The following is a 17,754-nucleotide window of genomic DNA, read 5'->3' as shown; positions in this document are numbered from 1 at the left end:
CCTGGCCGCTCCGCGGTGACGAAGACCTGTCACGGGTGCCCCTGTGCGCACCCGAGGCATCAGACACACACGCCGTGCCACGGGAAGAACATGGCACTTCGGCGCGTTTTTGTACGTATATGGGAGGCGGCATGACAGAGACGGCGAGCGGCTCGGCACGAGGTTCCCGAGCCAAGGGGGCCAAGGCCGGCAAGGGGCTGCGTATCGAGCGCATTCATACGAGCCCCGGCGTGCACCCGTACGACGAGGTGGCCTGGGAGCGCCGTGACGTCGTCATGACCAATTGGCGCGATGGCTCGGTCAATTTCGAGCAGCGTGGCGTCGAGTTCCCCGACTTCTGGTCTCTGAACGCGGTCAACATCGTCACCAGCAAGTACTTCCGCGGGGCCCTCGGCACCCCGCAGCGCGAGACCGGCCTCAAGCAGCTCATCGACCGGATCGTGAAGACGTACCGCAAGGCCGGCGAGGACCACCAGTACTTCGCCTCGCCCGCGGACGCCGAGATCTTCGAGCACGAGCTGGCGTACGCCCTCCTGCACCAGGTCTTCAGCTTCAACTCGCCGGTGTGGTTCAACGTCGGCACGCCTCAGCCGCAGCAGGTCTCCGCCTGCTTCATCCTGTCCGTCGACGACTCCATGGACTCGATCCTCGACTGGTACAAGGAAGAGGGGATGATCTTCAAGGGAGGCTCGGGCGCCGGTCTGAACCTCTCCCGGATCCGTTCCTCCAAGGAGCTCCTCTCCTCCGGAGGCAATGCCTCGGGCCCGGTCTCCTTCATGCGCGGTGCCGACGCCTCCGCCGGAACCATCAAGTCCGGTGGCGCCACCCGCCGCGCGGCCAAGATGGTCATCCTCGATGTCGACCACCCCGACATCGAGGACTTCATCGAGACCAAGGTCAAGGAAGAGGAGAAGATCCGCGCCCTGCGTGACGCGGGCTTCGACATGGACCTGGGCGGCGACGACATCACGTCCGTCCAGTACCAGAACGCCAACAACTCGGTCCGGGTGAACGACGAGTTCATGAAGGCCGTCGAGGCCGGCGGCAAGTTCGGGCTGCGCGCCCGGATGACCGGTGAGGTCATCGAAGAGGTCGAGGCGAAGTCCCTGTTCCGCAAGATGGCCGAGGCGGCGTGGGCCTGTGCCGACCCGGGCATCCAGTACGACGACACCATCAACCGCTGGCACACCTGCCCCGAGTCCGGCCGGATCAACGGCTCGAACCCGTGCAGCGAGTACATGCACCTGGACAACACCTCGTGCAACCTGGCCTCGCTGAACCTGATGAAGTTCCTCAAGGACGACGGCAAGGGCAACCAGTCCTTCGAGTCCGAGCGCTTCGCCAAGGTCGTCGAGCTGGTCATCACCGCGATGGACATCTCCATCTGCTTCGCGGACTTCCCGACGCAGAAGATCGGTGAGAACACCCGCGCCTTCCGTCAGCTCGGCATCGGCTACGCCAACCTCGGTGCCCTGCTGATGGCCACGGGCCACGCGTACGACTCCGACGGCGGACGCTCGCTGGCCGGCGCCATCACCTCGCTGATGACCGGCACCTCGTACCGCCGTTCCGCCGAACTCGCCGCGGTCGTCGGCCCGTACGACGGGTACGCCCGCAACGCCGAGCCGCACAAGCGCGTCATGAAGCAGCACTCCGACGCCAACGCCACCGCGCCCCGGGTCGACGACCTGGACACCCCGGTCTGGGCCGCGGCCACGGAGGCCTGGCAGGACGTGCTCCGGCTGGGCGAGAAGAACGGCTTCCGCAACGCGCAGGCCTCGGTCATCGCGCCCACCGGCACCATCGGTCTCGCGATGTCCTGCGACACCACGGGACTGGAGCCCGACCTCGCGCTGGTCAAGTTCAAGAAGTTGGTCGGCGGCGGCTCGATGCAGATCGTCAACGGCACCGTCCCGCAGGCCCTGCGCCGGCTGGGCTACCAGGAGGAGCAGATCGAGGCGATCGTCGCCCACATCGCCGAGCACGGCAATGTGATCAACGCGCCGAGTCTGAAGACCGAGCACTACGAGGTCTTCGACTGCGCGATGGGTGAGCGCTCCATCTCCGCCATGGGCCACGTCCGCATGATGGCGGCGATCCAGCCGTGGATCAGCGGTGCGCTGTCCAAGACGGTGAACCTGCCGGAGACCGCCACCGTCGAGGACGTCGAAGAGGTCTACTTCGAGGCGTGGAAGATGGGCGTCAAGGCGCTCGCCATCTACCGCGACAACTGCAAGGTCGGTCAGCCGCTCTCCGCGAAGAAGAAGGACGAGAAGGTTGCGGAGAAGGCCGAGGACACGATCCGCCAGGCGGTGGAGAAGGTCATCGAGTACCGCCCCGTCCGCAAGCGTCTCCCGAAGGGCCGTCCCGGTCTGACCACCTCCTTCACGGTGGGCGGCGCCGAGGGCTACATGACCGCCAACTCCTACCCCGACGACGGTCTCGGCGAGGTCTTCCTCAAGATGTCCAAGCAGGGCTCGACCCTCGCGGGCATGATGGACGCCTTCTCGATCGCGGTCTCGGTCGGTCTGCAGTACGGCGTCCCGCTGGAGACCTACGTATCGAAGTTCACCAACATGCGCTTCGAGCCGGCCGGAATGACGGACGACCCGGACGTACGGATGGCGCAGTCGATCGTCGACTACATCTTCCGCCGTCTCGCGCTGGACTTCCTCCCGTTCGAGACCCGCTCGGCCCTCGGCATCCACTCCGCCGAGGAGCGCCAGCGCCACCTGGACACCGGTTCGTACGAGCCGTCCATGGACGACGACATGGACATCGAGAATCTGGCCCAGTCGGCCCCGCGCCGGCAGGAGACGCTGAAGGCGGTCACCCCGACGCCCGCCGGGCCGGCGGCGGCCGTGGCCCCGGCGCCCAAGGAGGCGCACACCTCGGCCGAACTGGTCGAGATGCAGCTCGGTATCAGCGCCGACGCGCCGCTCTGCTTCTCCTGCGGCACGAAGATGCAGCGGGCCGGGTCCTGCTACATCTGCGAGGGATGCGGCTCCACCAGCGGTTGCAGCTGAGCCGCAACGAGATGAGTCCCCCCGAGGGGCGGTGGCCCGAGTGGTCGCCGCCCCTCGGGGCCGTCGCGGGTCAGGCGCCGCCCATCAGGGCGTCGAAGGACTGGAGGTCGGTGTCGAATCCGCGCACCGTCGTGCGGAAGTGCCAGGCGCCCGAGTCGTCCCGGGTGAACTCCGCGAACGTGGCCGCCGTGGAGCCGGTCACCCCGTCGAAGCCGTGGGCGGCCAACTCCGTGTACCCCTCCAGGACACGGACCGAGGCATTGACTATGTCGCCGAACGTCCGCCGCCCGTCGCGCTGCTGGATGGCCACGCCCACCAGCACGCGGGTGTAGGAGGATGCCAGCCGCACCAGCTCCAGCGTCATCTCCTCGTCGGAGCCGAAGCCCTGCCCCGTCCGGCTCTGCCGGTCCAGTGTGATCGTGCCGTCCGGTGAACGGCTGTCGAAATGGACCAGATAGGCGGGGGCGCCACTCGGGTCGTCGGAGGTGTACGTCGCGGCGACCAGGTCGAGATCGTGCGGGGGCGCGCCCAGGGGACTGGGGTCCCATTTGAGCGTGACCTCGATCTTCTCCACCCCTCTGTTGAGGTTGCTCACCAGTCTTCCCCCTCTTCCGAACCTGGCCGGATCTCCGAGCCTTGGGGACAAGGCTAGTCCGGGGCGCTGACAACCCGCCTCGCGATCTGTCCAGTTGACGCCACGTTGGCCGATACTCGCCGCGTCGGCTGTCCGAACGGTGGCTCCGTCCCGTCCTTGAGGAGCGTGACCGAGGCCACGTTCCGCGCCGTACGATGGCGCGGTGCTGGTCAAGTGGATTCGCTGCACCGTGACCGACCGTCGAGGTTTCGAGCGCGGGCAGCGGAAATGGGCGGGGTTGCTCGGTGAGCCGGGGTTCCGGGGGCAGAGCGGAGGATGGAGCAGAGCGCGGCCGGGCGTCGCGCACGTCTTCTCGTTCTGGGAGAGCCGCGCGTTCTACGACTCGTTCATGGCGCGCTCACACGACCGGCTCGCCGCCGCACAGTCCGGGACGCATCGCGACATACAGGTCAAGCTCTTCGACTACCGCTTCGATGTGAAGACCGGTTTCGAACCGCGCTTCACCGACGCCGATGTGGTGCGGGTAGCGCACTGCAAGGTGCACGAGGACCGGGTCGAGCATTTCGCGCTGATGCAGGAGAAGGTCTGGAACCCCGCGATGGCGGGGTCGCCCGGCATGGTGCGGGGGCTGTTCGGAGAGGCGCCCGGCCATGAGTTCATAGTGCTGTCCATGTGGCAGTCGGCGGCCGAGCACGGAAAGTACCGGGTCGAACGGGTGGAGCGGCTGACGCTGCGCGCGCAGACGGCCGCGGATGTGGCCGCGCTGGCCGGGGACGTCGTCGACCTCGAATCGACCTGGACGGTGTGATCAGGCCGCCGGGCCCTGTCCGGGAGCCCGCCGCCGGCTGCCCGGTGCCGGCAGGCGGCCCGGGAGGTGCTACGCCGGATGGTCTCCGTCCGCACCGGGCGGTGGCACGGCCCGGTGCGGACCGTTCTAGGGTCGTGGCATGGCACGACCACGGCGCATCGTCCTCGTCCGGCACGGCGAGTCGGTAGGCAACGACGACGACACGGTGTACGAACGCGAGCCCGACCATGCCCTGAGGCTCACCGAGAAGGGCAGGCGGCAGGCCCTGGAGACCGGCGTACGCCTGCGTGAGCTGTTCGGCCGGGAGCCGGTCAGCGTCTTCGTCTCCCCCTACCGCCGCACGCACGAGACGTTCGAGGCGTTCGGCCTCGACCCCGGCCTGGTGCGGATACGGGAGGAACCCCGGCTGCGCGAGCAGGACTGGGGGAACTGGCAGGACCGGGAGGACGTCCGGCTGCAGAAGGGCTACCGGGACGCGTACGGGCACTTCTTCTACCGCTTCGCGCAGGGCGAGTCGGGCGCCGATGTCTACGATCGCGTCGGCGCGTTCCTGGAATCCCTCCACCGGAGCTTCGAGACACCGGACTCGCCGGAGAACGTGCTGCTGGTGACCCACGGACTGACCATGCGGCTGTTCTGTATGCGGTGGTTCCACTGGTCGGTGGCGGAGTTCGAGTCCCTGTCCAATCCGGGCAACGGGGAGACCCGCACCCTGCTGCTCGGCGAGGACGGGCGATACACCCTTGACCAGCCGTTCGAGCGCTGGCGCACCCCCGAGCCCTACGGGCGTACTGGATAGAATGACCGTGCGATGACCGCTGATTCCACACCCGCTGATTCCACACCCGCTGGTTCCACGCCCGCCGAATCCTCGGCCGGTCGGCGAACCGATCCGTGCTACGACCGCCGCTACGACCGCGCCGTGGCGAGCCTGCGCGGGCTGGCGGTGGGCGACGCTCTCGGTTCCCAGTTCTTCGTCCCCTCGAACTATCCGCTGCTGAAACGGCGCGAGCTGCCGCCCGGGTCCTGGCAGTGGACCGACGACACCGAGATGGCCGCGTCGGTCCTGGCCGTCCTGGCCGCGCATCACCGTATCGACCAGGACGCGCTGGCCCTGTCCTTCGCCGCGCATCATGACTTCGACCGCGGTTACGGGCCCGCCGTGAACCGTATGCTCCGGTTGATCAGGGAGGGCGGCGACTGGCGCGAGCTGGCCGCCGAGCTGTTCAACGGGCAGGGCTCGTGGGGCAATGGGGCCGCCATGCGGATCGCGCCGCTCGGCGCCTGGTACGCGGACGATCCGGAGCAGGCCACGCATCAGGCCGAGATCTCCGCGTACACCACGCACCAGCACCGCGAGGCCGTGGTGGGCGCCATGGCGGTGGCGGCGGCAGCGGCTCTCGCCGCGGATCCGGCGGGGCCTCCGGCGCCGGAGGCGCTGCTCGACGGAGTGGTGGCGCTCGTGCCGCGCAGCGCGGTCGGGGCGGGGCTGCGCCGGGCGCGGGACATGCTGGACTACGCCGACGCGGGCACGGTGGCCGCGGTTCTCGGCTGCGGGCGGCGTACCAGCGCGCATGACACCGTGCCGTTCGCGCTCTGGTCGGCGGCGCGGGCCCTCGGCGATTTCGAGCGGGGGTTCTGGACCACGGCCCAGGTGGGCGGTGATGTGGATACGACATGCGCGATCGCGGGGGGCGTGATCTCCGCGGCGAGGACCGGGGCGCCGCCGGCGCGTTGGCTGGAGCGGACGGAAGCGCTGCCGGGCTGGCTGCGAGCACCGTAGGCGGCACCCGTAGTTGTCCGCCTGTAGGTGTCCGCTCGTAGTTGTGCGCTCACAGGCGTGCACTCATAGGTGTTCGCCCGTGGTTGTCACGGTCCTGCCACACCTGCTCCCGGAACCGGGGAAGGGGCGGGAGAGCGCGGTTACTCTGTCGGCCACGCCGCCCCGGTGATCTTCGAGGGGCGTGCGCCGACAAGACGCCGGGCCGTACGCGCCACTCCGCTGCCGCGAAGGGACCCGGCCGGGAGGGGGTCCCGTGACAGATCCGGTCAGAGGACAGGAATCCGACGGGGAACGGGGGCGGGAGCCTGCCGACAACCAGGGGACGGCCGACAACCAGGGGACGGCCGACAGCCAGGGGGCGGCCGACGACCAGGGGCCGGCCGACAGCCAGGGGCGGAGCCGTGCGCAGGGGCGGGGCGGCGCGCCGGCGCCGGGCGGCGCGCGGAGTCCCGGGGACGCGGCCCGTCCGTCCTCCGCCGAGCCCGTGCTCACCAAGCAGCGTCAGGGCGGGCCGCCGCCGCCCGACTGGCAACGGTGGCAGCCGCGACCCGGCGAGCAGTCCCGCTGGCTCACCGAGATACAGCCGGCCACCCCTGCCCCGGTCCGTGCCGCCACCCTCTGGTCGGTCCTGGTGACCGCCCTGCTCAGCGCCCTGGTGCTGGGTGACGGACTCGGACTGAATTTGCTGATCGTGGCGGTGCCCGCGGCGCTCGCCGCCTTCTTCGCGGCCCGGGCCGCCGGCCGCCGCCCGCGCCCCTGGACGCTGGTCTGGGCTCTCGGCGGCATCGCTCTGCTCGCCGTACCCGCACTGCGGGACGCCGGGCTGCCGACCTTTCTCGCGGTCGTCTCCGCGCTGGCGCTCGGCTCGCTCGCCCTGCACGGCTGCCGTACCTGGCCCGGTGTCGTGTTCGGCCCGCTTGGCCTGATCGGCTCCCTCGGCCCCGGCATGTTCTGGGGGTGGGCCGGCCTGCGGGCACGCGCCGGAGGATCGCGCGGTCGCGTGATGTCGGCCGTCCGCGCCGTCGCGGTCGCGGTCGTGCTGCTGATCGTCTTCGGCACTCTCTTCGCCAACGCCGACGCGGCGTTCGCCGATCTGCTGGGCCAGTTGACCCCCGACGTCTCGCTCGACGAGGGGCCGTGGCGGTTCGTGGGGTTCGTGGTCGGATCCGTCGGTGCGCTCGCCGCCGCCCACACCGCCGCCGCACCGCTGCGCTGGGACCGGATCACCGTACGTCCCGGACGGGCCCGTGGCCGGATGGAGTGGGCGCTTCCGCTCATCGTCCTCAATCTGCTCTTCGCGGCCTTCATCGCCATCCAGCTCGCCGTGCTCTTCGGCGGGTACGACAAGGTCCTCCGGGAGACCGGCCTGTCGTACGCGGAGTACGCGCGCCAGGGTTTCTGGCAGCTGCTCTGGGCCACCCTGCTCGTCCTGCTCGTGATCGGGCTCGCCCGGCGATGGGCCCCGCGCGACGGAGCCGGAGACGCCGCCCTGGTCCGGGCCGTGCTCGGGGTCCTCTGCACGCTGACCCTGGTCGTGGTGGCAGCGGCGCTGCGCCGGATGGATCTGTACGTCGACGCCTACGGGCTGACCCGCCTGCGGGTCTCGGTGGCGGCGGTGGAGCTGTGGCTCGGTGTGGTGATCGTCCTGATCCTGGTGGCCGGGGCTCTCGGCGGCCGGTGGCTGCCGCGTGCCGTCGCCGCGAGCGCCGGGGCGGCCGTCCTGGCCTTTGGCCTGATTTCGCCGGACGCGCTGGTCGCGGAGCGGAACGTGCAGCGGTACGAGCGTTCGCACAAGATCGACATCGATTACCTCCAGGAGCTCTCGGCCGATGCCGCACCGGCGCTCGACCGGCTCTCCGAGCCGCTGCGTTCGTGCGCCCTGGCCGGCATCGACCGGAATCTCCGGAACGCGTCCGATCCGTGGTACGCGACGAGCTGGTCGGAGAGCAGGGCCCGCGAGATCGTGGCGAAGCGGGAGCTCGACCCGTCCTCCACCTGCTACGGGCTGGGGCGCGAACTCGACAGGCCATGAGCGTCGGTGGGTACGGGACGCGCCTCCGGACGTCCCGTACCCACCGCGGGCGGTACGACGGTCTCTCACGTGTGCGAGGCGTCAACCGCCCACGTGTGTGGGACGTCAACAGCCCACGTGCGTGAGGCGTCAACCGCCGCGCGATTCCGCGGGCTGATTCTCGCCGGTGCCGTCGAGCCGTACGCCCGGTTCGTCACGAGGGCGGTGCACCGAGGTCCCGCGCGGTGAACGGGGCATCCCGCGCGGCGAACCCATGGGGTCCGGCGTCGCGACGCGCGTCCCGATGTCACCGGCGAACACCACGGCCGGTACCCGGTCTGTCGCGTGGCGTTCGGGCGGCGTAACCTGGCTGGTGCCATGCCGTACGAAGCACCCACGCACACTGTCGAGCGCTCGCTGCGCGCCACCACCGAGGCCAGGATCATCGCAGGCGTCGATGAGGTCGGGCGCGGAGCGTGGGCCGGTCCGGTCACCGTATGCGCGGCCGTCACGGGGTTGCGCAGACCTCCGGCCGGCCTCACGGACTCCAAACTCATCAGCCCCAAGCGCCGTACGGAGCTGGCCGATGAGCTGGAGGGCTGGGTCACCTCGCACGCGCTGGGACACGCCTCCCCTGAGGAGATCGACGCCCTGGGGATGACCGAGGCGCTCAGGCTCGCCGCCGTACGCGCCCTGGAGGCGCTGCCGGTGCGGCCCGACGCGGTGATCCTCGACGGCAAGCACGACTACCTCGGAGGACCCTGGCAGGTGCGTACGGTCATCAAGGGCGACCAGTCCTGTGTCTCGGTGGCGGCCGCTTCGGTCCTCGCCAAGGTGCGCAGGGACGCCATGATGGCCGAACTCGGCGCGGGGGCCGAGGAATACGTCCCCTACGCGTTCGGCGCCAACGCGGGCTACCCCTCACCGGTGCACAGAGCGGCACTGGAGGAGTGGGGGCCCACACCGCACCACCGGCTCTCGTGGGCCTATCTCGACGCGCTGCCCCGGTGGCGGCACCTCAAGAAGGTCCGGGTCTCCGCCGAGGCCACCGCTATGGAAAGCGGGGGCCAGCTCGGCTTCGACTTCTGAACTGCCGATTTTCCGGAAGGTCCGACTTCCGGAACTTCCGGTGAACCTTGAATCTGTGTGGCTCGCGCCCTCAGACATGGGTACAAATATCCCCACCTGCCGATGCTTTTCGCACCGGTGTTTGATAGACATCCAGTCATGCCTCTCATCCCTCAGGAGCCTCAGATTCACGAGAGAGCCCAGGGTGCCAGCGCCACTCCGGCCACCGGCCGTACGGCGCCGACCCCTCGTCCTGTACCCGGTCCGCGTCCCGTCCCCGGGCCGCGCTCCGCGACGACACCGCGGCCCGGACGTCCGGGCCCCGGTCCCGCGAGGCCCGCGCCGCCGGCGCAGCGCTCGCACAACTCCGCCGGGCAGCCCCAGGCTTCCGGCGCCACGACTCCTTCCGTCCCTCAGATCCAGCTGATTCCGGCTCCGGCCGGCGGTGCGCTCGATGCCGCCGAGGAAGCGGTCGATCTGCTGCTCGAGGCGGGGCGGGCGCCGGGCGACATCCTGGTGCTCACCACCGGGGAACAACACCCGTGGGCCACCCACGAGCTGTCCTTCGGTGAAGCCTCCTACTGGGCTCAGCACGACGCCCGCGAGGACGTGTTCTTCGCGGACGGCGGCGCCGTCGCCCGCGCGCAGTCACGGCCCGTCGTGGTCGTCGCCGTCAACGGAGGCGGTGACGGCGCCGTCGCCCGGGTGCTTCCGCCGGCCAGGGAGAAGGCCGCCGCACTGCTCGTCGTGTGCGGTGACTCGGAGCGGATCAACACCGTGCTGGGTGCGGGCGTCTGAGCCGTACGACGCCGGTCCCGCCGTGACCCGGCTGCCCGTTCAGGGGGCGGCCGGGCCGCTGTGACGGGCGTGACGTGCGGCGGGCGCCCGGCTGCTCAACGGGCAGCCGTGCGCCGCAGTACCTCCACGGCTCCACCGCCGCCGCGCACCGGAGACGGGTCGGGGTCGGCCACCGTCTCGGCCAGAGCGGTGGGCGGGGTCTCGGAGCTGGGCCGTCGGCCACCGCGGCCTTCGCCCAGCACCTGCCAGCCGCCGCGGGTGAGCGTGATGTACGCGCCACAGCGCAGCCCATGGAGGGTGCAGGCGTCCCGCAGCCCCCACATCCAGGCCCCGTCCTCCTCCGTCCAACGCGCGTCGCCCTCACGGCAGTAGAGCAGGACGGCGGTGCGTACGGGCGTACGGCGGCGCAGGTCGTGCGGGATGACGCGGCGCAGATGCGCCAGCAGCGCGTTGCGGAACTCCCATCCGTCGACCGGCGCGGCACGCGGCGCGAACGAGGCGCTGGCGGCGAGCCGTTCCTCGTGGTCGAGTACGGCCACGACAGCGGTCGACGGGGTCGGCCGGTGCCGGCTGTGCAGACCGCTGACCACCTCACGGGGGTTGCGCAGCAGTGGAATACCCGCCTCCGCCCATTCGGCGGGTTCGAGCATTCTGGCGAGGCGGCTGACGGAGTCGGCGGGTGTGCTGACCGAAGTGTCCGCGGACGGAGCGAATCCGAAGGTCACGTTCCTCCCTTCGCATACGCGCCCACAGTGCGGGCTGGGTCGGACGGGGGCGCGCCGCGGCACGGCCTTGACGGACGGCGAGGGACCGTGCGGGGGCGGTTCCAATTCTCGCTGGCGTATCGGCGTGCGGCAACGAGCAATTGGCACTGTCGTCCGGAATGCGGGGATATGGCAGTCATATCCCCGCCTGAACTCGCCACTGGTGCGGTTATGCGTCATGTCTGAACGGCGAGGACCAGCGGAAACACCCCCTCTGCCCCGGCCTTGCGCAGCAGCCGCGCCGCCACCGCGAGCGTCCAGCCGCTGTCCGAGAGATCGTCGACGAGCAGTACGGGGCCGCCCGCGGAGACCAACGCCTCGGCCAGTTCGGGCGGTACGGTCAGCGTCTCGTGCAGCGCCCGTACGCGCTGTGCGCTGTTGGTGCGGGGGATCCGGGAGTCGGCCGCGCCCGGTGCGTACGCGACCGTGCCGAGCAGCGGCATCCTGCCGACCTCCGCGATCCGGCTGCCGAGCGAGCCCACGAGCCGGGGCCTGCCGTGCGACGCCACGGTGACCACCCCGACGGGCCTGGGCGGCGCGTCGGGCGCGCCGGAGGCCCAACCGCCGGGCCCCTTCGCCCAGTCGGCGAGCACACTCACCACGGCGGTCACCACATCGTCCGGTACCGGGCCGTCAGCGGCCTGTGGCGCGAGCATCGGCCGCAGCCGGTTGCCCCAGCCGATGTCCGACAGCCGGCCGAGAGCCCGTCCCGGGAGGTACTGCTCGCCCTGCGGGATACGTCCCTTGAGGTCGACACCGACGGCGGTGAGCCCGGTCGGCCACATCTTCCGTGGCTCCACCTCCACGCCCGGCCTGCCCAGCTCGCCGCGAGCCGCGTCGAGGGCCGCGGCGGTCACCTTGTCCTCGAACCGCGCCCCCGCGCAGTTGTCGCACCGCCCGCAGGGGGCCGCCTCCTCGTCGTCCAACTGCCGCCGCAGGAACTCCATCCGGCACGCGGTCGACGACGCGTAGTCGCGCATCGCCTGCTGCTCGGCGTCGCGCTGGCGCGCCACCCAGGCGTACCGCTCGGTGTCGTACACCCACGGCCGCCCGGTCGAGGTCCAGCCGCCCTTCACGCGGTGCACCGCCCCGTCCACATCGAGGACCTTGAGCATCGTCTCCAGCCGCGTACGCCGCAGCTCGACCAGCGGCTCCAGGGCGGGCAGCGACAGCGGCCGGTCCGCCCGGCCGAGGACATCGAGCGTGCGCCGGACCAGCTCCTCGGGCGGAAAGGCGACCGAGGCGAAGTACTTCCAGATCGCCTCGTCCTCCCGGCCGGGCAGCAGCAGCACCTCGGCATGCTCCACCCCGCGGCCCGCGCGCCCCACCTGCTGGTAGTAGGCGATGGGGGAGGAGGGCGAACCGAGATGCACCACGAATCCGAGGTCGGGCTTGTCGAACCCCATGCCCAGCGCGGACGTGGCGACCAGCGCCTTGACCCTGTTCGCCAGCAGATCGTCCTCGGCCTGCTGCCGGTCGGCGTTCTCGGTACGGCCGGTGTACGACGCGACCGTGTGCCCGCACTGGCGCAGATACGCCGTGACCTCCTCGGCCGCGGCGACCGTCAGCGTGTAGATGATCCCGGAGCCGGGCAACTCGCCCAGGTGGTCGGCGAGCCAGGCCAGCCGGTGCGCCGCGTCCGGCAGCTTGAGCACATGGAGACTGAGACTCTCCCGGTCCAGCGGCCCGCGCAGCACCAGCGCGTCCGTCCCCGCCCCCGTGCCGAGCTGCTCGGCGACGTCGGCGGTCACCCGGGCGTTCGCCGTGGCGGTCGTGGCGAGGACCGGAACGCCCGCCGGCAGCTCGGCGAGCATCGTGCGCAACCGCCGGTAGTCGGGCCGGAAGTCATGGCCCCAGTCGGAGATGCAGTGCGCCTCGTCGACCACCAGCAGACCGGTGGCAGCCGAGAGCCGGGGCAGGACCTGGTCGCGGAAGTCCGGATTGTTCAGCCGCTCCGGGCTGACCAGCAGGACATCGACTTCACCCGCGGCGATCTCGTCCTGGATCGTCGCCCATTCCTCCGCGTTGGACGAGTTGATCGTCCGCGCGCGGATCCCGGCCCGCGCCGCCGCCTCCACCTGGTTGCGCATCAGCGCGAGCAGCGGCGAGACGATCACCGTCGGGCCCGCGCCGAGCTCGCGCAGCAGGGACGTCGCGACGAAATACACCGCGGACTTGCCCCAGCCCGTGCGCTGCACGACCAGCGCCCTGCGCTTGTCGGCGACGAGCGCCTCGATGGCCCGCCACTGGTCCTCGCGCAGCCGGGCGGTGCCGGTGGTGTCACCGACGAGGCGGGCGAGTACGGAGTCGGCCGAGGCCCGGAGAGCCGTGCGGTCTGCGTTGGTCATGCCCCCATGCAACCCGATGGCTCCGACAAACCGCGAATGCGCCGTCCAGCCTGTGGATAAAGTTATCCACAGGGGTCGCGGGATCCGGCCCGGCGCGGGACCGTCGAGCCATGAACAAGCACCACGAACCGACCGGATCCGCCGACGAGCAGCAGATCACCCTGCGCAGTCCCGCGGAACTCGCCGACGCTCTCCCGTATTTGCTCGGATTCCATCCCTCCGATTCCATCGTCATGGTCGCGCTCCAGGGCGACCGGGGACGCTTCGGCGGACGGCTCAGGCTCGGTATCCCACGCTCGCCGAAGGAATGGCCACCGGTGGCCGATCAGCTCGCCGAGTGTCTGATCGACGGCAGCGAGAAGCGTGGCGGCCGTCCCGAGGGAATCGTCGTCTTCCTCTGCCAGGACCCGGCGGCGGGGGAGACGGGCCGGCAGGTGATGGAGCGGCTGCGCCCCCTCGCGCAGCGGCTGCGCACCGCGTGCGGAAGCCTCGACGTTCCCGTGCACGAGGCGCTCTGTATCTCCGACGGGCGATTCTGGTCCTACTGCTGCCCGGATGTCCGCTGCTGTCCGCCCGAGGGGACCGGGCTGGCCCTGCCCGGTACGTCGGTGATGGCGGCGGCCGCCGCGTACGCCGGTGTCCAGGTACGGGGATCGCTGCGGGAGATGGAAGCCCGCCTGGAGCCCTGGCGCACCCCCGCCGCGGCGGAACAGGAACGGGCGCTGGACGACGCGGGCGCGGCACTCGTGCCCAGGATCCTGGGCGGCGGAAGCCGGGAACGGGTCGGCGAGGAGACACTGCGGCTGGCGCGCGCCCTGATCGGGCGGCTGAGGGAGGCTCCGGACGCGGGCGGGGCCGGCGCGGACACCGAGGACGACCGGCTCATCACCCACGAAGAGGCGGCCACCGTCATTCTCGGACTCCAGGACAGGCAGACCCGCGACCGCGCCGCCGAGTGGATGGAAGGGCCCGAGGCCGCGCCCGCCCTTCGGCTCTGGCGCGCGCTGTCCCGGCGCTGCGTCGGTTCGTACGCCGAGCACGCGACCGCCCCGCTGACCCTGGCCGGCTGGGTCGCCTGGTCGACCGGCGACGAGCCGAGCGCGCGGGTCGCCCTGGGACTCGCGCTGCGGCTCGATCCCCAGTACGTCTTCGCGCGATTGCTCCACCAGGCGTGCAACGAAGGACTGGACCCCGAGACGCTGCGTCGTTGTCTGCGCGAGGAGCGCGGCGCACGGGCGCTGCCGGGCCCGCGCGGGACGAGTGGGCGGCCCAAGCTCCGTCCGGTGCGCCGGCCCGTTCCGCGGAAGGGTCTTCCGCCCAAGGGAGCCGCGTCCGGTGCGCCGGCGGCGCGCGACCGACGCGCCGGGCGCAGCGGCCGGCGCGGGACCAGGAGTGGCCGATGAGAGCCGTGACCCGGCCGCCCGGGCAGCCGTTCACCTCTGTGGCGAAGTTGTACGAGCCGCGCCGCCGTACACAGCGCGGCTCCCCGGAGCGCACAGAAGGCAGAGCAAACCACCCATGGCCCTCACCGCCCTTCCCTCACACACCCCTGGAACGTCGAGCGGCGACCCGTCGCGTGCCGCGCCCTCGCGTGCCGCACCGCCCGGAGCCGTACGGAGCGGCGCCCTGCCGCGCGGCGAGTTGCCCGGCGTGCACCGCACGCTCTTCTGCGTCGCGATGCCGCGTCTCGCCGTCTCGGCCGAGCACGGACAACTCACCGGTCAGGGGCTGGAGGGCTTCTACCAGTCGGGCCGCCGTCTCCTCGCCCGCTGCCTGTTGCGGATCGCCGGACGGGAACCCCTCCCGTTGCAGGGCAGGATGGTCGCCGCCGACCGGGCGCGGTTCAGCGCGGTGGTCCGTACGCCGGCGGACGCCGGACCCGATCCGGAGATCAGCGTCGAACGGCTCCGGGACGCCGACGGCACCGAACGCATCACGCTGCACAACTCGGCCCGCGGAGTCCGCCGGTTCCCGGTGGAGATCACTTTGGGGACGGATCTGGCGCGGCTGGCCGCGATCGCGGTCGGCCGCGCCGGGCCCGAACTCCCGGCGAGCGTCCACGCGGCGGGTCTGCGCTGGGCCGCGGCCGACGGCGGACACGCCGTCGTCTCCGCCGACCCGGCCCCGCGGGACGCGATGGCCTCGGCCGGACTGCTCCGCTGGGACATGGAGCTGGCCCCTGGGGCCTCTCGCACCATCGAGCTGCGGATCCGTACGGACCGGCCCGTGCGGCCGACCGGCCGGACCGCGAGCAATCCCCTGCCGGAGGCGAGCGCCGAGGGCGACGACCCCAGGGTGCGGCCTCTGTTCGCCGCGAGCCTCGACGATCTCAGGGCGCTCCTGCTGCGCGGGCCGGGCGGCTCCACGGATGTCCATCCCGCCGCGGGCGTGCCCTGGCGCTGCGGACCTCCGGCCGCGGAAGCGCTCTGGGCGGTACGGATGGCCCTTCCGCTCGGCACCCGGCTGGCCGCCGGCACGATGCGAACACTCGCCCGCATCCAGTTCCGCGGCCCCGGACGCGACTTCGGGCGCATTCCCGGACCGCTGCGGGACGCCGGGCCCCATCTGCCCCCGAGCTGTACAGGAGTTGAGGCCACACTCGCCTTCCCCGTGGTCCTCGCCGAGGCCCGCCGCTGGGGTCTTCCCGAGAGTGATCTCGCCGAGCTGCTCCCCACGGCGGAGCGCTGTCTGCACTGGCTGCGCACCGCCCTCGGTGCCGACGGGCTGCTCGGGGAGCCGGGCCCCTCCGGGCCACGGCGCGTCGAGACCCAGGCCCACGCGCATCGCGCCGCGCTGCTCGGAGCGGATCTGCTGGAGTCCTGCGGCCGGCCGGGGGCCGACGGCTGGCGGGAATGGGCGGGTGCGCTGCGGCTGCGCTTCCGGCGGACGTTCTGGGCCGACGAGTCCACGGGCGGACGCCCCGCCGCGGCGCGATGGCCCGACGGCCGGCTTCTTCCCCAACCCAGCGCCGGCGCCGCCCATCTGCTGGACACGGGCCTGCTCGGCGGAGGGAAGCGGGCCCCGGGGCTGCTCGACGCGCCGGAGACCGAGCGGCTGGTCGGCATGGTCCGGGGAGCGGACCTCGACTCGGGATGGGGGCTGCGCGGCCTCGGGAGCAAGGAGCCCGGACACAATCCGTTCGGCCACCGCGCGGGGGCGGTACGGGTCCATGAGACGGCCGTCGCGATCGACGGCCTGATCGCGGCCGGATACGAGGAGGAGGCGTTCTCGCTGCTCCGGGGTGTGCTGGACGCGGCGGAGACGTTCGGTCACCGTCTCCCCGAGATGTACGCGGGGGAGCGGCGTACCGCGGGCGGTGCTCCCGTACCGCACCCCGCCGCGTGCCGCCCGGCGGCCGTGGCCGCCGCCGCCGGAATCCATCTGCTGACCGCTCTCGCCGGTATCCGCCCGGACGCGCCCGCGCGCACCGTCGCGTTGCGTCCGGTCCGCAGCGCCCCGCTCGGGGCGCTCCAGCTCACCGGACTACGGGTGGCGGAGGAGCCCTTCTCCGTACGGGTCAGCGGAGCCGGGCTCGGCATGGTCGAGGAGGCGGCCCCCGGTCTCCAACTGGGCGTCTGAGACGGGTACGCCCGAAGTCCCGTCCGCCCGGGAGCGGACGGGACCGCTTCGGACGGACCCGTCTCGGACCCGGCGGGCACGCGGGCCCGGCCCGGGGCGCGGAGATCACGAAGACGGCGGAGGAGACGGCGAAGAAGTAGGCGGCGGGAGAGGCGGAACGAGTGTTTATCGTCAGGCAGACGACTATGATCGCGGCATGTCGCCCTACGACCCGTCGGCCTTCCCCGCGTTCGCTGTCACCGTCGACCTGGTCGTGCTCACCGTGCGCCGCCACGCGCTCTGCGCGCTGGTGGTACGGCGCGGAGAGTCGCCGTTCCAGGGCCGGTGGGCGCTGCCCGGTGGTTTCGTCAGGGCGGACGAGGACCTCGCCGGCGCGGCGGCGCGCGAACTCACCGAGGAGACCGGCCTGTGCGCGCACGACCCGGTCTCCCCGGCGCCCGGGAACGCCGCCCATCTCGAACAGCTCGCCACCTACGGGGATCCCGGGCGCGATCCCCGTATGCGGGTGGTCAGCGTGGCTCATCTGGCGCTCTCGCCCGACCTTCCCGCGCCCCGCGCCGGAGGTGACGCCAACAGCGCCCGCTGGGCCCCGGTGGACGCGCTGCTCCACCAGGAGGGCGGTTTCGCCCGCGAGGACGAACAGCCCGCCCAACTCGCCTTCGACCACGCCCGGATCCTCGCGGACGGGGTGGAACGGGCCCGTTCCAAGATCGAGTACTCCTCGCTCGCCACCGCGTTCTGCCCCTCCGAGTTCACCGTCGGTGAGCTGCGCCGGGTGTACGAGGCGGTGTGGGGCGTGGCGCTCGATCCACGCAACTTCCACCGCAAGGTGACCGGCACTCCGGGATTCCTCGTGCCGTCGGGCGGGACCACGACCCGGCAGGGCGGCAGGCCCGCGCAGTTGTTCCGGGCCGGCGGGGCGACCGTACTCAACCCGCCGATGCTGCGCCCGGAGGTCTGACGGGGGCCACGTG

General features: G+C 71.7%; 13 protein-coding genes. 10 read left to right on the top strand and 3 right to left on the bottom strand.

All coding sequences use genetic code 11. The features are described from left to right. Positions 1-131 precede the first annotated feature (131 nt). The gene (locus CU044_RS37985; RefSeq protein ID WP_129773624.1) at positions 132-3,026 is read left to right on the top strand and encodes a vitamin B12-dependent ribonucleotide reductase; all 2,895 of its coding nucleotides are present in this window, start codon (positions 132-134) and stop codon (positions 3,024-3,026) included. Between the two features lie 70 nt (positions 3,027-3,096). Here CU044_RS37985 and CU044_RS37980 read toward each other — a convergent pair whose 3' ends face one another. After that, the gene (locus CU044_RS37980) at positions 3,097-3,621 is read right to left on the bottom strand and encodes a TerD family protein (RefSeq protein ID WP_129773623.1); all 525 of its coding nucleotides are present in this window, start codon (positions 3,619-3,621) and stop codon (positions 3,097-3,099) included. Positions 3,622-3,823: 202 nt separating this feature from the next. Here CU044_RS37980 and CU044_RS37975 point away from each other — a divergent pair, with 202 nt between their 5' ends. The 6 genes from CU044_RS37975 (at position 3,824) to CU044_RS37950 (ending at position 10,089) form a co-directional block, all read left to right on the top strand. Beyond that, a complete protein-coding gene (locus tag CU044_RS37975; protein WP_129773622.1) occupies positions 3,824-4,429 on the top strand; it encodes a YdbC family protein in 606 nt (201 codons plus the stop codon). A gap of 139 nt (positions 4,430-4,568) precedes the next feature. Beyond that, positions 4,569-5,228, top strand: a complete 660-nt coding sequence (locus CU044_RS37970; RefSeq protein ID WP_129773621.1) for a histidine phosphatase family protein — start codon at positions 4,569-4,571, stop codon at positions 5,226-5,228. Positions 5,229-5,351: 123 nt separating this feature from the next. Further along, positions 5,352-6,212: an ADP-ribosylglycohydrolase family protein gene (locus CU044_RS37965; RefSeq protein WP_240046080.1), complete on the top strand. Its 861-nt coding sequence runs from the start codon at positions 5,352-5,354 to the stop codon at positions 6,210-6,212. A gap of 253 nt (positions 6,213-6,465) precedes the next feature. Continuing rightward, the gene (locus CU044_RS37960) at positions 6,466-8,244 is read left to right on the top strand and encodes a DUF4173 domain-containing protein (RefSeq protein WP_129773619.1); all 1,779 of its coding nucleotides are present in this window, start codon (positions 6,466-6,468) and stop codon (positions 8,242-8,244) included. A gap of 357 nt (positions 8,245-8,601) precedes the next feature. Beyond that, positions 8,602-9,312, top strand: coding sequence for a ribonuclease HII (locus tag CU044_RS37955; protein WP_129773618.1), 711 nt, complete (start codon positions 8,602-8,604; stop codon positions 9,310-9,312). Between the two features lie 138 nt (positions 9,313-9,450). Beyond that, a complete protein-coding gene (locus tag CU044_RS37950; protein ID WP_129773617.1) occupies positions 9,451-10,089 on the top strand; it encodes a hypothetical protein in 639 nt (212 codons plus the stop codon). A gap of 95 nt (positions 10,090-10,184) precedes the next feature. On the opposite strand, the gene CU044_RS37945 is transcribed toward CU044_RS37950, so the two are convergent. Then, positions 10,185-10,814 (bottom strand): hypothetical protein, encoded by a 630-nt coding sequence (locus CU044_RS37945; protein ID WP_129773616.1) that lies wholly within the window; start codon positions 10,812-10,814, stop codon positions 10,185-10,187. Positions 10,815-11,029: 215 nt separating this feature from the next. After that, positions 11,030-13,201 (bottom strand): RecQ family ATP-dependent DNA helicase, encoded by a 2,172-nt coding sequence (locus CU044_RS37940; protein ID WP_129773615.1) that lies wholly within the window; start codon positions 13,199-13,201, stop codon positions 11,030-11,032. A gap of 110 nt (positions 13,202-13,311) precedes the next feature. Between CU044_RS37940 and CU044_RS37935 the strand changes: the two genes are divergently transcribed. The 3 genes from CU044_RS37935 to CU044_RS37925 all read left to right on the top strand — a co-directional run bounded on the left by CU044_RS37935 (position 13,312) and on the right by CU044_RS37925 (position 17,741). Beyond that, positions 13,312-14,604, top strand: coding sequence for a DUF4192 domain-containing protein (locus tag CU044_RS37935; protein ID WP_129773614.1), 1,293 nt, complete (start codon positions 13,312-13,314; stop codon positions 14,602-14,604). A gap of 115 nt (positions 14,605-14,719) precedes the next feature. Continuing rightward, a complete protein-coding gene (locus tag CU044_RS37930) occupies positions 14,720-16,780 on the top strand; it encodes a glycogen debranching N-terminal domain-containing protein (RefSeq protein WP_129773613.1) in 2,061 nt (686 codons plus the stop codon). A 196-nt stretch (positions 16,781-16,976) separates the two neighbouring features. Further along, entirely contained in the window at positions 16,977-17,741 is a 765-nt protein-coding gene (locus CU044_RS37925) for an NUDIX domain-containing protein (RefSeq protein WP_129773612.1), read from the top strand. Positions 17,742-17,754 lie beyond the last annotated feature (13 nt).

This window comes from Streptomyces sp. L-9-10 (genome assembly GCF_004151105.1).
In the GTDB taxonomy this organism is placed as follows: Bacteria; Actinomycetota; Actinomycetes; order Streptomycetales; family Streptomycetaceae; genus Streptomyces.
Note: the sequence above shows the minus strand (reverse complement) of the source record. Positions and strands in the feature narration are given on the sequence as shown.

What these genes read in the sequence shown, in the direction of transcription:
- CU044_RS37985 (WP_129773624.1), top strand. Translation starts at nt 132, where the DNA reads ATGACAGAGACGGCGAGCGGCTCGGCACGAGGTTCCCGAGCCAAGGGG.
- CU044_RS37970 (WP_129773621.1), top strand. Translation starts at nt 4,569, where the DNA reads ATGGCACGACCACGGCGCATCGTCCTCGTCCGGCACGGCGAGTCGGTA.
- CU044_RS37955 (WP_129773618.1), top strand. Translation starts at nt 8,602, where the DNA reads ATGCCGTACGAAGCACCCACGCACACTGTCGAGCGCTCGCTGCGCGCC.
- CU044_RS37950 (WP_129773617.1), top strand. Translation starts at nt 9,451, where the DNA reads ATGCCTCTCATCCCTCAGGAGCCTCAGATTCACGAGAGAGCCCAGGGT.
- CU044_RS37940 (WP_129773615.1), bottom strand. Translation starts at nt 13,201, where the DNA reads ATGACCAACGCAGACCGCACGGCTCTCCGGGCCTCGGCCGACTCCGTA.
- CU044_RS37935 (WP_129773614.1), top strand. Translation starts at nt 13,312, where the DNA reads ATGAACAAGCACCACGAACCGACCGGATCCGCCGACGAGCAGCAGATC.
- CU044_RS37930 (WP_129773613.1), top strand. Translation starts at nt 14,720, where the DNA reads ATGGCCCTCACCGCCCTTCCCTCACACACCCCTGGAACGTCGAGCGGC.
- CU044_RS37925 (WP_129773612.1), top strand. Translation starts at nt 16,977, where the DNA reads ATGTCGCCCTACGACCCGTCGGCCTTCCCCGCGTTCGCTGTCACCGTC.